We start from the raw sequence: 14476 nt of genomic DNA on the forward strand, positions 1-14476 counted from the left end.
TCAGGCCACGAAGGCGATGGGCGCTGCCAGCTCCTGGCCGGAGGCATCCCGGCGCATGTCCACGTCGGGCAGTTCGACCGGAGAACCGGCTGCGGTGCTGGCGTGCAGGGGCCAGGCGCCCACCCGGGCCAGCAGCAGGGTGTCCTGTCCCTTCAGGAAGCGTTGGGAGCGCACGCCACCCGTGCCGCGGCCCTTGACCGGATACATCTCCAGCGGGGTCAACTTGGCCGAGCCGTTCTCGGTGCCGGGCAGGGCCTCGGAGTCGCCGGCCACGGTCAGGACCACGGCCCCGGCCTGGGTGCTCATGCCATCCTCGCCGGTCTCCTGGTAGGTCCAGCCGATCTCCCCGGCCGGCACGACCGCGAAGGTGGCGACCTGGCAGCCCTGGGCCAGACGGATGCCCGCCATGCCGGCGGCATTGCGGCCCTGGGGTCGGACCTTGTCCCCGGTGAAGGTCAATAGGCTGGAATCCGAGGAGATGAGCACCATGCGGTCCCCGTCCTGGCAGGGGGCTGCGAAGACCACCTGGTCGTCATCCTTCAGGTCGATGACCGACCAGGAGTCCATGGTGGTCGGCGACTCGCGGTTCCAGCGCTTGACCGTGCCCAGGCGTGTGCCCAGGGCCAGAGGTCGGGAGTCGGCCATGTCGATGACGGTGACGGCGTGCTCGTCGGCCTGGGGTTCGGTGCTGGCGGTTCCGCCAAGGAGCTCGTCAGCCACGATGCCCCCGCTCAGGTTGGGGTTGGCGGTGGCCGGGATCAGCGGCAGGTCGGCCACAGGTGCGGTGATCAGCCGTCCGGCCGTGGTGACCAGGCCGTAGGTGGCCAGGGTGGTGGTGGCGAATATGGCGATGATCTGGTCGTCGCGCCCCCGGTCCTGGTTGCGCGGGCGGGACCGCCAGGCATCCAGGGCGCCCGGGGTGCTGCGTGCCAGCAGGCCGGTGGCGCTCATCATGACCGTGCAGGGCTTGTCCTCCATGTGCAGGTCGCCGCCGTCGCCACCGCTGCCGCTTCCTCCGCCGGCCAGCAGCGCAGCCTGGGAGCCAGCACCCACTTTGCCTGAGGTTTGCTGAGTGGTCTGCTGATCGCCGGCCGCCGACTGCACGGGGGCCAGGTCACCGGAGGGCTCCTGGTCCAGGATGACCGTGCGCCTGGGCGTGCCCCACTGGGCCACGGCCTGATCCATCTCCTGGATGACGACCCGGTCCAGCTCGGCCGAGGAGCCCAGAATCCGCTCCAGTTCCTCCAGCTGCTTGTTCAGGTCGTCACGCTCGCCCTCCAGCTCGATCCGGCTCATCTTGGTCAGTCGCCGCAGCCGCAGGTCAAGAATGTACTGGGCCTGGGTCTGATCCAGGTCGAAGACCGCCATCAGCCTGGTCTTGGCCGCATCCGCATCGTCCGAGCTGCGAATGACCTGGATGACCTCGTCGATGTCGACCAGGGCCAGCAGGAGCCCCTCGACCAGGTGCAGACGCTCCAGGGCCTTCTTGCGGCGGAACTCGCTGCGCCGATGGATGACCGTGCGCCGGTGCTCCACCCAGACCTCCAGCAGCTCCTTGAGCCCCATGGTTCTGGGCCGTCCGTGGACCAGGGCCACGTTGTTGATGGTGAAGGAGTCCTCCAGGGGCGTGTACTTGAAGAGCTTGCCCAGGACCTTAGCCGGGTCGAATCCCGTCTTGATCTCGATGACCAGGCGGGTCCCGTTGTGGCGATCGGTCAGGTCGATGGCGCTGGAGATACCCTCCAGCTTGTGGTTGCGCACCCCATCCGAGATGCGTTCCAGAACCCGCTCTGGGCCCACCATGAAGGGCAGCTCGGTGACCACGATGGCCTTCTTGCGGGCGGTCACGTTCTCCAGGTGGGTGACGGACCTGGTCACGAAGGCACCCCGGCCGTTCTCGTAGGCCTTGCGGATGCCGTCCCGTCCCACGATGATTCCGCCGCCGGGCAGATCCGGACCGGGTACGTAGCGCATGAGCTCGTCCAGGCTTGCGTCCGGGTGGGCCATCAGATACTTGGCGGCGGCCACCACCTCGCCCAGGTTGTGGGTGATCATGTTGGTGGCCATGCCCACGGCGATGCCCGATGCCCCGTTGACCAGCAGGTTGGGGATGGCCGAGGGCAGGACTTGGGGCTCCTTGAGCTTGTTGTCGTAGTTGGGGGAGAAGTCCACCGTGTCCTGGTCGATGTCGGCGTTCATGCCCAGAGCCGCCGGGGCCAGCCTGGCCTCGGTGTAGCGGGAGGCCGCCGGTCCATCGTCCAGGGATCCGAAGTTGCCGTGGCCGTCGACCAGGGGCAGGCGCATGGCGAAGGGCTGGGCCAGGCGGACCATGGCCTCGTAGATGGATGAGTCGCCATGGGGGTGCAGCTTGCCCATGACCTCGCCCACGGCCCTGGCGGACTTCATGTATGGGCGGTCGGGGTTGAGGTTCATCTGACCCATCTGGTAGATGATCCGCCGCTGGACCGGCTTGAGTCCGTCACGGGCGTCGGGCAGGGCCCTGGCGTAGATGACCGAGTAGGCGTATTCCAGGAAGGACTTGCTCATCTCCTCGTTCAGAGGGGTTTCGACGATGTGCTCCTTGACCTGCCTGGGGTCGTACCCCGCCGCCTTGCTCCTGCGATGAGTTGCCATGCTCCAGCTCCTGCTCCTTCACGTTCCGCCTTATGATAACCGGACGGTCCGCCAAAGCATTCACAGCAGGGATGCAGTGTCGGCCTGGGGTCTGACCGTGCTTGAATGGAAGGCATGGGTCTGGATACACCTGACATGAAGGAACTGCTGCGGCCGAGTCCGCCTATCCGATACGGGGACCGGGCGGGGGACAGGCAAGTCGGCGGGGCCAGGCATCTGTCCGCCGTCCTGCCCGCTCTGAGCGCCTGTCTGGGAACGCCCGTGTCCACTGATGTCCATCCGTCTGCCAAGACCCTCCAGGAGGCCCTGGGACTGCCGGAAGCCCGGTCGGTGGTCGTCGTCCTGGTGGACGGCCTGGGATTCTGGAACCTGGTCAGCCGCCAGGGCCATGTGCCCTACCTGCGCTCGCTGCTGTCCGAGCCCATCAACCAGCGTCCCCTCTACACCAGCCTGCCCTCGACGACCGTGGCGGCCATGGGGGTCTTCGGCACCGGAACCAGCCCTGGACTGACCGGCATGACCGGCTACACCCAGCTGAATCCGGACACCGGCCAGCTGGGCCAGATGATCCAGTTCAGGGGGGCCCAGGACCCGGAGCGCCTGCAGCGCCGCCCCACGGTCTTCGAGACCCTCCAGGCGCAGGGTGTCCGGGTGACCTCGTCGGGTATGCCGCGTTTTCGTAATTCCGCCCTGACACGGGCTGCTCTGCGCGGCGGGGAGTACCTGGCCCACAACCACTCCCGTCAGCGTCTCCTGGCCGCCTGCGAGGCTGCCCGCAAGCCGGGGCTGACCTACCTCTATATCCGCGATGTGGACAAGGTGGGCCACCACAGCGGTTGGGAGGGCGAGGAGTGGGTGGCCGCCCTCGAAGCGACCGATGCACAGCTGGCCGAGCTTCATCGCCGCCTGCCCGCCGGGACGCTGACGGTGATCGTGGCCGATCACGGCATGGTCGAGGCTGATCCGGACCAGCGCATCGACATCGCCCATGACCCGGAGCTGAACCAGGATGTGCGACTGGTGGGCGGTGAGCCCAGGGCGGTCATGCTTTACCTGGACCAGGGGGCGGATCCCCAGGTGGTGGCTGCACGCTGGCACCAGCGTCTGGGGGAGCGGGCCTGGGTGCTGACCCGGGATCAGGCCATCCAAGGGGGCATCTTCGGCCCTGTGGACACCCGGGTTCGACCCATGATCGGCGACCTTCTGGTTCTGGCCGGCGACCAGGTCACCCTGGTGAATTCCGCAGATCAGACTGATGCTGCGACCAGACTGCCTGGTGTGCATGGCTCATGGACCCGTCTGGAGACGCAGATCCCCTGTCTGATCGATCTGGTCTGACTACTTGCCTCTGACTACTTGCCGAAGAGGATCTCGTCCCAGCTGGGTACGGCCGACCGCCCGGAGTGCTTTTTGGCCCGCTTGCCGCGGCGGCCCTCCCTGGTCTCGTCCTCCTGCTCATCCTGACCGGCATCATCGCCTTGTTCCGGCTCCTGGCTCTGCCCATGGTTCTGTACGGGCAGGACCATGGTGGATTCATTGTCTCGGATGGGAGGATGCTCGGCCGTGTCGGGGTCCTCGGTCAGTTCCGCACTGGGGTGGCTGGGCTTTCGCTCGGCTGTCCGCTCCTGGCCTTCCTTGGGCTTGCCATAGAGCCAGGCTGTGAGTGCCGCCTGGCGCTCGCCGTCCTCCTGGTCGTCCGAACCACGGTCCTCTTCCCCGATTCGGGCAAGGGCATCCTCCTGGTTTGGAGGTCGCCTGTCGGTCTGGTCGTCGATCTCTTCGGCGGGACCCTGGTCCCAGCCGGGACGCTCCTGGCCATGGTCGTCTGCGGAATCGTCCAGCAGCATCCTGGCCGCCCCGTTCATGCAGGTCACGGTGTTGTCATGCATGTTCCAGGCCCAGCGGGCGTTGAAGATCCGCTTGTCCAGCGTAAACACGCCGTTGATGTTCCAGGGTTCGTACCCTCGTCTGGTGGCCTGCCAGGAAACCTGTGACAGGCTGACCCCGGCACGGGCCAGCACCTTGCCGATCAGTTCCTGGTAGTTTCGCCCTCCCGACCCCTTGGGCGCCGGCATGGTCAGGAACTGCTCGATGGCGTACTTCTTTTCGGTCTCCACCGGGGCCGCGAAACGCCGTACCAGCGCTTCGTTGACAGCGTATTGCTGAGCCACCTGCTCCGGGCGGGCGCCTGCGCGCACAGCAGCCTGAATGGCTGAGACAGGCAGTGGCTTGGACTTGCCGGTCTGGGGGTCCACGTCCTCTTCCTCCTTGACCTGCTTGGCCTCAAGAATGGCGCGATCAAGCGCATCGTCGACCCTTACGGCGAAGTGCCGGTGGTCACAGACGAAGACCAGATCGCCCCTGTCGTCGACATGGTCAAAGCTGGCCACCCTGGTCCCATTCTCAGACATGCACGCCCCTATCCTCTTACGGTTCCTTTACACGGCCTTAGGTATTTCCATTGTGCCCTACGGTTGGTATTTTACGTGCTTTTGAAATCGTGTATCCTATGCGCAGTACATATCGTGTGAAATGACCGGCATACGAGGTGGCTGGTCGAACAAGGAAAGGGTACACGATGGCACAGGATTACGATACCCCGCGCGACAAGGACGAAGACGAGGAATCCCTGCAGGAGCTTGGCAAAAACGGCCAGGATGCCGGGGCTGACCTTGACGACGACGAGAACGCCATCGCCGAGGACTACGAGCTGCCTGGCGCCGACCTGAGCAATGAGGACTCTTCGGTGACCGTCATCCCCATGCAGGGCGATGAATTCATCTGCTCCAACTGCTTCCTGGTCAAGCACCGGAGCCAGCTGGCCTACACCACCCCCGACGGCAAGCCCGTCTGCAAGGAGTGCGCCGCCTGATGGCCTATGACGAGTCCTACAACGAGCCTGAAACGGTCGAGGTCCTGTTCCAGTCCCTGGATGGGGCCGAGGTGCCGGAATACGCCATGCCCGGCGATGCGGGGGCCGATCTGCGAGCCAGTGTGGCTGTGGATCTGGCCCCCTTCCAGCGGGCCTTGGTGCCCACGGGAGTGGCGCTGGCCCTGCCCAACGGCTACGTCGGCCTGGTTCATCCACGCTCGGGGCTGGCGGTCAAAATGGGGGTGACCGTGCTCAACGCGCCCGGGACCATCGATGCCGGCTACCGGGGCGAAATCAAGGTGCCGCTGATCAACCTGGATCCGCATGAGTCGGTCCACTTCGAACCCGGGGAGCGCATCGCACAGCTGGTCATCCAGCGCTACGTGCAGGCCCGTTTCGTGCCCGCCGAACGCCTGCCCGGCTCGGTGCGTTCGGATGGCGGATTCGGCTCGACCGGCCGCTGAGGCACCCTTCGGACACGGGCGGCCTGAATGGGCCAGACGCAAGTGTAGGATTGGTGCATTATATCAGGACATTGGAGGCTTGAATGGTCACTCAGGAGGGCAGCGTCTGTAGCAATGATGTCGGCGATCAGGCCCCTTCCGGCCTGTCCTCCAGAGCCTTGGGCTGCGAGGTCAGCGACGACCCGCTCAACCCCCTGATGCCCATCTGGGAGATTTGCTCCGCTCATCATCCCGATGAAGATCTGTCCATGCTTCAGCGCGCCTATGACCGGGCCGTGGTTCAGCATGCCGACCAGAGGCGCAAGTCCGGCGAGCCTTACATCATCCATCCACTGGCTGTGGCCCAGATTCTGGCAGACCTGGGCATGGGGCCCACAGTGGTTTCGGCCGGTCTGTTGCACGACACCGTGGAGGACACCGACTACACCCTGGAGCAGTGCAGGGACGAGTTCGGCGACACGGTGGCCGGTCTGGTGGACGGGGTCACCAAAATATCCAAGATGGACTACGGCGATTCGGCTCAGGCCGAGACCATCCGCAAGATGATCGTGGCCATGAGCCGGGATGTGCGCGTTCTGGTGGTCAAGCTGGCCGACCGGGTCCACAACGCACGCACCTGGCGCTATGTCAAGGCTTCATCGGCACAGCGCAAGGCCCGCGAGACCCTGGATGTCTATGCGCCCCTTGCCAACCGGCTGGGTATGAACGCCATCAAGACCGAGCTGGAAGAGCTCAGCTTCAAGACCCTCTATCCCAAGATCTACAACGAGATCGTGGTCCTGGTCTCCCGCAGGGCCGGCCAGCGCGAGGTCTACCTGAAGCAGATCCTGGACGAGATTCACGAGGATCTGGACGCCCAGGGCATCAAGGCCCAGGTGACGGGTCGGCCCAAGGACTACTTCAGCATTTACCAGAAGATGATTGTGCGCGGGCACGATTTCGCCAACATCTACGACCTGGTCGGTGTGCGCATCATCGTGGATACCATTCGTGACTGCTATGCGGCCCTGGGTGCCGTCCATGCCCGGTGGAGCCCGGTGCCCGGGCGGTTCAAGGACTACATCGCCATGCCCAAGACCAACCGCTACCAGTCCCTGCACACCACGGTGGTGGGACCTGGCGGCAAGCCGGTCGAGATCCAGATCCGCACCTGGCAGATGCACCGTCGTGCCGAGTTCGGCATCGCCGCCCACTGGAAGTACAAGGAGAACGGGTCTGCCGGTCGCGAGCTGTCCCAGCCTGACAAGTCCGATGTCAAGCGTGAGCGCCAGGAGGGGGAGCTGAGCCAGGAGGACAACCTGACCTGGATTCAGCAGCTGGCCGACTGGACCAGCGAGACTCCTGACTCCAACGAGTTCCTGGGCTCCCTGAAGGACGATCTGGGCGCAGCCGAGGTCTATGTGTTCACGCCCAAGGGCAAAATCATCTCCCTGCCGGCTGATTCGACTCCGGTGGACTTCGCCTATGCCGTTCACACCGAGGTGGGCCACAGAACCATGGGCGCGCGCGTCAACGGCCGTCTGGTCCCCCTGGACACCAAGCTGCGCAACGGGGACACGGTTGAGATTCTGACCAGCAAATCGGACACCGATGGGCCCTCCCGCGACTGGCTCAGCTTTGCCAAGAGCCCCCGAGCCCGCAGCAAGATCCGTCAGTGGTTCAGTAAGGAACGCCGTTCGGAGACCATTGAGGAGGGCAAGGACGAGCTGATCCGCGCCATGCGCAAGCGGAACCTGCCCGTGGCCACCCTGCTTACCCCTGAAGCCATGGTGGGAGCCGCCGACGAACTCAACTATCCCAATGAGAAGGCGGTCTACGCCGCCATTGGCGATGGACAGGTCTCCACCCAGAACGTGATCTCCCGGCTGGTTCACGATGCCGGCCGTTCAGCCCTCGAGGATGAGGTCGAGCAGGAGGCCATTCCCCTGCAGCGGGTCACCAAGTCCAGTCGGCCGGAGACCTCCCAGGGAATCTCGGTCAAGGGCGTGGACGATGTCTGGGTCAAGCTGGCCCGTTGTTGCACTCCGGTGCCGGGAGACCCCATCACCGGATTCATCACCCGCAACCAGGGCGTCTCGGTTCACCGGTCCGACTGCCAGAATCTTCTGGATCTGCGCAAGAAGCAGCCAGAACGGATCATCGAGGTCTCCTGGACGGGCAAACAGGGCACCTTCATGGTCCAGATCCAGGTGGAGGCCCTGGACCGGCCCCACCTGCTATCCGACATCACCCAGGTACTGTCCGACCATGGCGTCAATATCCTGTCGGGCAGCCAGTCCACTGGCCGGGACAGGGTGGCGGTCAGCCAGTTCGTCTTTGAGATGGGCGACCCCCAGCATCTGAACACCCTCCTGTCGGCTGTCAGGAAGATCGACGGGGTCTTCGATGCCTACCGGCTGACCGGGGCCAAGGGCTCGACCAGTCCCCATATGCGGGCCATCTGACCTTCCCCTGCACCCCTGCAATTACCACTTTGTCAGCTTTCCCTCCAGACTCCTGCGACGGCCTCCTTCATATTGTTCTGTCGAAGTGATCGATTGCTTTCAGCCTTGATAATTCGCCTGGCCAAAGGCGAAAAGACGGTTATCAACGGCGGTTACAGAAGAACCCCCGCTGGTCAATGACCAGGCCGGGGGTCCAAGCTGAAACGGCTGCGATCAGCGCACGGCGTTCATCCACTGCTCCTTGGTGGCCTTCTCGGCCTCCAATTCCTGCTTCTTGGACGGATCCTGCTCGGCGGCGATCCGCCGGTCCAGATCCTTAAGCTGGGCGGTCAGCTGCTGCTCGAAACTGGAGACTCGGGCATCGGCTTCGGGGTCGGACTGGTTCCAAGCGGCATCCTCAACGGCCTTGATCTGCCGGTCCACGGCATCCATTCTGCCCTCGATTCGACGCACGTCGTCACGGGGAACGAAGCCAATGGCGTCCCATTCCTCCTGGATCTTGGCCAGTTCCTGCCGGGCCTGCTTGGCGGCCTTGGTGTCTTTGACGGGTAGCAGGGCCTCGGCCTTGGCCACCAGAGCCTCCTTCTTGGTCAGGTTCTCGCGCTCGTTGACCGAGGTCTTGTCGCGGTCGGCCTGACGGGCGTTGAAGAAGACATCCGCGGCCTGGCGAAAGCGAGCCCATAGAGCATCGTCATCCTGACGTCCTGCACGTCCGGCCTGCTTCCAGCGGTCCATGAGCTCGTTGAACTGATGGGAAGTGGGTCCCCAGTCGGTTGAGTCCTTGATCTGGTCGGCCTCAGCGATGATCTCCTCCTTGATCCGCTTGGTCTCGGACCGCTGGGCGTCCCGCTGCTGGGCCCACTTGCGGCGGGCCTGGTTGAAGGTGGTGCGGGCTGAGGAGAAGCGCTTCCAGAGTGCGTCCGCGTCGGCCTTGTCGATGCGGATGGTGGTGCGCTGGTGGTGTTGCCACTGCTCGAAGAGTGAACGGAACTTGTCCGCTGTGGAACGCCAATTGGTGGAGTCGCCCAGGGAGGCGGCCAGGTCTTCGGCCTTCTCCACGATGGCTGTCCGCTCCTTGATGGCCTTGGCCATCGCGTCCTTGCGGGCCTGCGCCAGCTCGGCCTTGCGGGCCTGCCCCTGTTCGGCCAGCTGGTCCAGCTGCGTGCGCAGGGCGGCCAGGTCACCGACTGCCTCTGGCTGGCTGGTCTCCTCCTTGAGGGAGGCTATGGACTCGTCGATTTCGTGGGCCTTGATCTTGGGGCTGCGCAACCGGGATGCGAAGAGATTCAGCTTCTCCTTGAGGTCCAGGTATCGGCGGGCATAAAGATTGAGGGCCTCCTTGGCATCAGCGTTGGGGAACTGGCCTACCTGGCGCTCCTTGTCGCCCTCGCGGACGAATACGTTGCCCTGCTCGTCCACCCGGCCGAAGGCTTCTGCCTTGTCGATCTCCTCCTGGCTATAGGTGGGGGCGGCTGGAGCGGCCTTGACGTGAGGTGCCTTGTGGGCCAGAGCAGCAGGGGAAGGAACCGCCTTGGGCTTGGGTGCAACAGGTGCAGGCTTTGGCTCAGCCGGTACCGGTGTGCTCTGGGTGGGCGCATCCTCAGTAGAAGCGGTCTGTCCGGCTTCGGGTGTCGTCGCAGCGGCGACCTGGCCCTCCGCGTCCGCGGTGTGCTCCTCCTGCGGTGTCGAGGTGTTCTCGGGTGTGATGGCGGTGTTGTCGGCCATGGCCAGCTCCTTAGGCTTGTGTGTTGGAGAGATCGCAAAATATGGCAATACCATTTTCCTTGACCTCCTATAGTATAGGTTCTTATGGCAAAAGGCACATCTCTATCCGGTTTCCCTGAATGGCTTCCTTCACAAAGAGTGGTGGAGCAGCGCATCATTGACACGCTTCGCAAGGTCTTTGAATTGAACGGCTACATCGGCATTGAGACCAGGGCCGTGGAAGAGGGTTCCAGCCTGCTCAAGAAGGGGGAGACCAGCAAGGAGATCTACCTGCTCTCCCGACTGCAGGACCTGGGGCAGGAGAAGGATGTGCCAGTCGAGCGCCGACTGGGCCTGCATTTTGACCTGACCGTGCCGCTGAGCCGCTATGTGGTGGAGCACAGCAACGACTTGACCTTCCCCTTCAAGCGCTGGCAGATTCAGAAGGTCTGGCGGGGGGAGCGCCCCCAGGAGGGTCGGTTCAGGGAGTTCGTCCAGGCTGATATTGATGTGATCGGCAACGGGGAGCTGCCCGACCACTACGAGGTCGAGGTGCCCCTGGTCATGCTGAGCGCCCTGGAGGAGCTGCGGGCCTTCGGCCTGCCCAAGCCCACTGTGCACGCCAACAACCGCAAGCTCTCCGAGGGATTCTACCGGGGTCTGGGCCTGGAGGACATCGAAGGCGTCCTGCGCGAGATCGACAAGCTTGACAAGATCGGCCCTGACGAGGTGGCCAACCTGCTGGTCAGTGAGTGCGGCGCCAACCAGGACCAGGCCAGGGCCTGCCTGGATCTGGCCGAGCTGACCGCCGACGATGGCAAGCAGCTGCGCCAGCGGTTCGATGCCCTGGTCGACAAGGTCGGCATCGACAAGCAGTCTTCTTCTTATTCTCTGGCCATTGAGGGGCTGGAGACGCTGGCCATGATCATCGACGAGGCAGCCCGCATCCGGCCGGGCTCGGTCATCGCCGATCTGAAGATCGCCCGTGGTCTGGACTACTACACCGGCTCGGTCTACGAGACCTTCCTGGAGGGGGCGCAGTCCCTGGGATCCATCTGCTCCGGCGGCCGCTATGACAACCTGGCCAGCCAGGGCAACCGCACCTATCCCGGTGTGGGGCTGTCCATCGGGCTTTCACGCCTGCTCTCCTACCTGCTGGCCCAGGGGGTCCAGGCCTCCCGTGTCTCCCCGGCGGCGGTCATGGTCGCTGTCTGGGACGAGGAGGATCGCACCGCCAGCAACCACATCGCCCAGGACCTGAGGGCCAGGGGGATCGCTGCCGATGTGGCTCCCACCGCAGCCAAGATCGGCAAGCAGATCCGCTATGCCGACCACCTGGGCATCCCCTATGTCTGGTTCCCGGCCAAGGAGGGCCAGCAGGAGGGCGACCAGGTCAAGAACATCATTACCGGCGAACAGGTTCCGGCTGACCTGGTGTCGTGGACGCCGGATAGCCTGTATGCCCGGCAGAGTGTGGAATACCAGGCCTGACGCAGGGGCAGGCCGAGCATTATGGAGGTACAGGAAAGCATGGGCCAGTCGGCTTATAGAACGAGCTACGCCACGGATGTCACGCAGGATATGGTCGGTCGCCAGGTGACGGTGGCCGGATGGGTGGATCGCCGCCGGGATCACGGAGGCGTGGCCTTCATCGATCTGCGTGACCGCTCCGGTCTGGTCCAGATCGTCATCTACGACGAGGAAGAGGCCCGGCCCCTGCGCAGCGAGTACGTGATCCAGGTCACCGGCAAGGTTCGCGAACGCCCCGAGGGCAATGACAACGAGCACCTGTCCACCGGACACATCGAGATCGTGGCCGATAAGATCGAGGTTCTGGCCAAGTCGGCCGCCCTGCCCTTCCAGGTGTCCACTGCCCTGGAGAACGAGGCCGAGAACAAGCTGCCAGGCGAGGATGTGCGGCTGCGCTACCGTTATCTGGACCTGCGTCGCCCCTCCATGCAGCACAACATCCGCCTGAGGGCCGCTATGAACAGGGCCGCCCGTGCCGCCCTGGACAAGATGGACTTCTGCGAGATCGAGACGCCGACCCTGATCAAGTCCACCCCCGAGGGTGCCCGCGACTTCCTGGTGCCTGCCCGCCTGGTGCCCGGATCCTGGTACGCCCTGCCGCAGTCCCCCCAGCTGCTCAAGCAGCTGCTGATGGTGGGCGGCTTCGAGCGTTACTACCAGATCGCCCGCTGCTACCGCGACGAGGACTTCCGTGCCGACAGGCAGCCCGAGTTCACCCAGCTGGACATCGAGATGAGCTTCGCCTCCCAGGAGGACGTCATGGCCATGGCCGAGCAGGTCATCGCCGAGGTCTGGAAGGCTGCGGGATTCGAGGTCACCCTGCCCATCCCCAGGATCAGCTGGCAGGAGGCCATGGACAAGTACGGCTCCGACAAGCCCGACTTGCGCTTCGGCAACCCCATCGTCGAGCTGACCGACTACTTTAAGGACACCCCCTTCCGGGTCTTCCAGGCCCCCTACGTGGGTGCCGTGGTCTACCAGGGCGCGGCCAACCTGCCCCGCAGGCAGTTCGATGCCTGGCAGGAGTGGGCCCGCCAGCGGGGTGCCAAGGGCCTGGCATACGTCCAGTTCACCGGCGATGGCACCCTCAAGGGCCCCGTGGCCAAGAACCTGTCTGATGCCGAACGCCAGGGCCTCAAGGAGGCTGTGGGCGCCTCGGACGGGGATGCCGTCTTCTTCGCAGCCGGACCCCGCGAGGCCTCGCAGACCCTGCTGGGTGCGGCACGTGTGGAGATCGCCCGCCGCCAGGGGTTGCTCAAGCCCGACGAATTCGCTCTGACCTGGGTGGTGGACTTCCCGCTTTTCAAGCCCACCGACGACCCGGACGACGACGATGTGGCCGTGGGCCATTCCAAGTGGACCTCCATGCACCACCCCTTCACCATGCCCTCGGCCGACTGGATCGACCGCTTCGACAAGGATCCCGAGCACGCCATGAGCGACTCCTACGACATCGTCTGCAACGGCGAGGAGATGGGCGGCGGCTCGGTGCGTATCCACCGCGACGACATCCAGGACAGGATCTTCAAGGTGCTGGGCATCGGCCCCGAGGAGGCCCAGGAGAAGTTCGGCTTCCTGCTGGATGCCTTCAAGTACGGCGCTCCGCCCCACGCGGGCATCGCCTTCGGCTGGGACAGGACCGCTCAGATCCTGACGGGAGCCGACTCCATCCGTGATGTCATCGCCTTCCCCAAGTCCGGCGGCGGCCAGGATCCCATGACCGGGGCTCCTGCTCCCATCTCCGACCAGCAACGCGCCGAGACCGGCGTGGACTGGGAGCCGGATCAGGAGGATGCCGTCTGAGCGCATTCCGTCGCTGACCGACGAGAGACTACAAGGGCTGGAATCCTGCGGGGTTCCGGCCCCTATTGTTTAGAAACTTTTATACGCGGACGAACCAATTGGCCAGGGTTGGCCAGAGGCTCTGCTTTCCAAGAGAACCGTTTCTATGGCCGTTCCGCAACAAAGGATGAGTAAACTGCCCAATATGAGCGAAACAACCAAACATCCGTCGGAGCGGATTCTGCCGGAGAAACCGGTCTCGGACCGACCGGTCAAGGATAAGTCCGGGCCGTTGGTCGAGCTGGCCCACGTCGAGAAACATTTTGGCAGCCTGCACGTCCTCAAGGACATAAACCTGCAGGTCGACACCGGTGAGGTGCTGGTGGTGGTCGGGCCTTCAGGCTCAGGCAAGTCCACCATGTGCCGGACCATCAATCGTCTGGAGTCCATCGACTCAGGTGTCATCAGGATCGAGGGGGAGCCCCTGCCCCAGGAGGGACGCGACCTGGCTCGACTCAGGGCCGAGGTGGGCATGGTCTTCCAGTCCTTCAACCTGTTCGCCAACAAGACCATCCTGGAGAACATGACCCTGGCGCCCATCAAGGTGCGCCACATGCCCAAGAAGGATGCCGAGGACCTGGCCATGGACCTCCTTGCACGGGTGGGCGTGGAATCCCAGGCCTCCAAGATGCCCTCACAGCTCTCCGGCGGCCAGCAGCAGCGTGTGGCCATCGCCCGAGCCCTGGCCATGCAGCCCAAGGTCATGCTCTTCGACGAGCCCACATCAGCCCTGGACCCGGAGATGGTCAACGAGGTGCTGGATGTCATGATCGAGCTGGCCCAGGAGGGCATGACCATGATCTGCGTGACCCATGAGATGGGCTTTGCCCGTCAGGCCGCCGATCATATCGTCTTCATGGCCGATGGGCGCATCCTGGAGAAGGACAACCCCGACGACTTCTTCGACCACCCCAAGACCCAGCGGGCCGCCGACTTCCTGTCCAAGATTCTGACCCACTGAAGCAGGAGGGAAGCATATCCGCATG

Annotated in this window: 10 protein-coding genes; 7 read left to right on the forward strand and 3 right to left on the reverse strand. The window is 64.3% G+C overall.

All coding sequences use genetic code 11. From position 1 onward, the window contains the following. Positions 1-2634: a DNA gyrase/topoisomerase IV subunit A gene (locus GKC41_RS07215; RefSeq protein WP_154313598.1), complete on the reverse strand. Its 2634-nt coding sequence runs from the start codon at positions 2632-2634 to the stop codon at positions 1-3. 114 nt (positions 2635-2748) lie between these two features. On the opposite strand from GKC41_RS07215, the gene GKC41_RS07220 reads away from it, so the two are divergent. Beyond that, positions 2749-3972 carry an alkaline phosphatase family protein gene (locus GKC41_RS07220; protein WP_154313599.1) on the forward strand — a complete coding sequence of 408 codons (1224 nt, stop codon included), beginning with the start codon at positions 2749-2751 and terminating at the stop codon, positions 3970-3972. Positions 3973-3986: 14 nt separating this feature from the next. On the opposite strand, the gene sepH is transcribed toward GKC41_RS07220, so the two are convergent. Further along, positions 3987-5045 (reverse strand): septation protein SepH, encoded by a 1059-nt coding sequence (gene sepH / locus GKC41_RS07225; protein WP_154313600.1) that lies wholly within the window; start codon positions 5043-5045, stop codon positions 3987-3989. Between the two features lie 167 nt (positions 5046-5212). Here sepH and GKC41_RS07230 point away from each other — a divergent pair, with 167 nt between their 5' ends. The 3 genes from GKC41_RS07230 to GKC41_RS07240 all read left to right on the forward strand — a co-directional run bounded on the left by GKC41_RS07230 (position 5213) and on the right by GKC41_RS07240 (position 8414). Continuing rightward, positions 5213-5506, forward strand: coding sequence for a DUF4193 domain-containing protein (locus tag GKC41_RS07230; protein WP_154313601.1), 294 nt, complete (start codon positions 5213-5215; stop codon positions 5504-5506). Beyond that, positions 5506-5970 carry a dUTP diphosphatase gene (gene dut, locus GKC41_RS07235; RefSeq protein ID WP_154313602.1) on the forward strand — a complete coding sequence of 155 codons (465 nt, stop codon included), beginning with the start codon at positions 5506-5508 and terminating at the stop codon, positions 5968-5970. The genes GKC41_RS07230 and dut overlap by 1 nt, the downstream gene beginning before the upstream one ends. A gap of 83 nt (positions 5971-6053) precedes the next feature. Then, on the forward strand, positions 6054-8414 hold the full coding sequence (locus GKC41_RS07240; RefSeq protein WP_229281715.1) for a RelA/SpoT family protein: 2361 nt from the start codon (positions 6054-6056) through the stop codon (positions 8412-8414). A 213-nt stretch (positions 8415-8627) separates the two neighbouring features. Here GKC41_RS07240 and GKC41_RS07245 read toward each other — a convergent pair whose 3' ends face one another. After that, positions 8628-10139 carry a DUF349 domain-containing protein gene (locus GKC41_RS07245; protein ID WP_154313603.1) on the reverse strand — a complete coding sequence of 504 codons (1512 nt, stop codon included), beginning with the start codon at positions 10137-10139 and terminating at the stop codon, positions 8628-8630. An 84-nt stretch (positions 10140-10223) separates the two neighbouring features. Between GKC41_RS07245 and hisS the strand changes: the two genes are divergently transcribed. The 3 genes from hisS to GKC41_RS07260 all read left to right on the forward strand — a co-directional run bounded on the left by hisS (position 10224) and on the right by GKC41_RS07260 (position 14451). Next, positions 10224-11609, forward strand: a complete 1386-nt coding sequence (gene hisS, locus GKC41_RS07250; protein WP_154313604.1) for a histidine--tRNA ligase — start codon at positions 10224-10226, stop codon at positions 11607-11609. Between the two features lie 39 nt (positions 11610-11648). Next, positions 11649-13451, forward strand: coding sequence for an aspartate--tRNA ligase (gene aspS, locus GKC41_RS07255; RefSeq protein WP_154313681.1), 1803 nt, complete (start codon positions 11649-11651; stop codon positions 13449-13451). 184 nt (positions 13452-13635) lie between these two features. Next, positions 13636-14451: an amino acid ABC transporter ATP-binding protein gene (locus tag GKC41_RS07260; protein WP_324612092.1), complete on the forward strand. Its 816-nt coding sequence runs from the start codon at positions 13636-13638 to the stop codon at positions 14449-14451. Positions 14452-14476: the final 25 nt, after the last annotated feature.

The organism is Bifidobacterium asteroides, assembly GCF_009683175.1.
GTDB classification, from domain to species: Bacteria; Actinomycetota; Actinomycetes; order Actinomycetales; family Bifidobacteriaceae; genus Bombiscardovia; species Bombiscardovia asteroides_H.

Bases quoted from the DNA above. Each gene is read 5' to 3' on its own strand.
- GKC41_RS07215 (WP_154313598.1), bottom strand. From the start codon at position 2,634: ATGGCAACTCATCGCAGGAGCAAGGCGGCGGGGTACGACCCCAGGCAG.
- GKC41_RS07220 (WP_154313599.1), top strand. From the start codon at position 2,749: ATGGGTCTGGATACACCTGACATGAAGGAACTGCTGCGGCCGAGTCCG.
- sepH (WP_154313600.1), bottom strand. From the start codon at position 5,045: ATGTCTGAGAATGGGACCAGGGTGGCCAGCTTTGACCATGTCGACGAC.
- GKC41_RS07230 (WP_154313601.1), top strand. From the start codon at position 5,213: ATGGCACAGGATTACGATACCCCGCGCGACAAGGACGAAGACGAGGAA.
- dut (WP_154313602.1), top strand. From the start codon at position 5,506: ATGGCCTATGACGAGTCCTACAACGAGCCTGAAACGGTCGAGGTCCTG.
- GKC41_RS07240 (WP_229281715.1), top strand. From the start codon at position 6,054: ATGGTCACTCAGGAGGGCAGCGTCTGTAGCAATGATGTCGGCGATCAG.
- GKC41_RS07245 (WP_154313603.1), bottom strand. From the start codon at position 10,139: ATGGCCGACAACACCGCCATCACACCCGAGAACACCTCGACACCGCAG.
- hisS (WP_154313604.1), top strand. From the start codon at position 10,224: ATGGCAAAAGGCACATCTCTATCCGGTTTCCCTGAATGGCTTCCTTCA.
- aspS (WP_154313681.1), top strand. From the start codon at position 11,649: ATGGGCCAGTCGGCTTATAGAACGAGCTACGCCACGGATGTCACGCAG.
- GKC41_RS07260 (WP_324612092.1), top strand. From the start codon at position 13,636: ATGAGCGAAACAACCAAACATCCGTCGGAGCGGATTCTGCCGGAGAAA.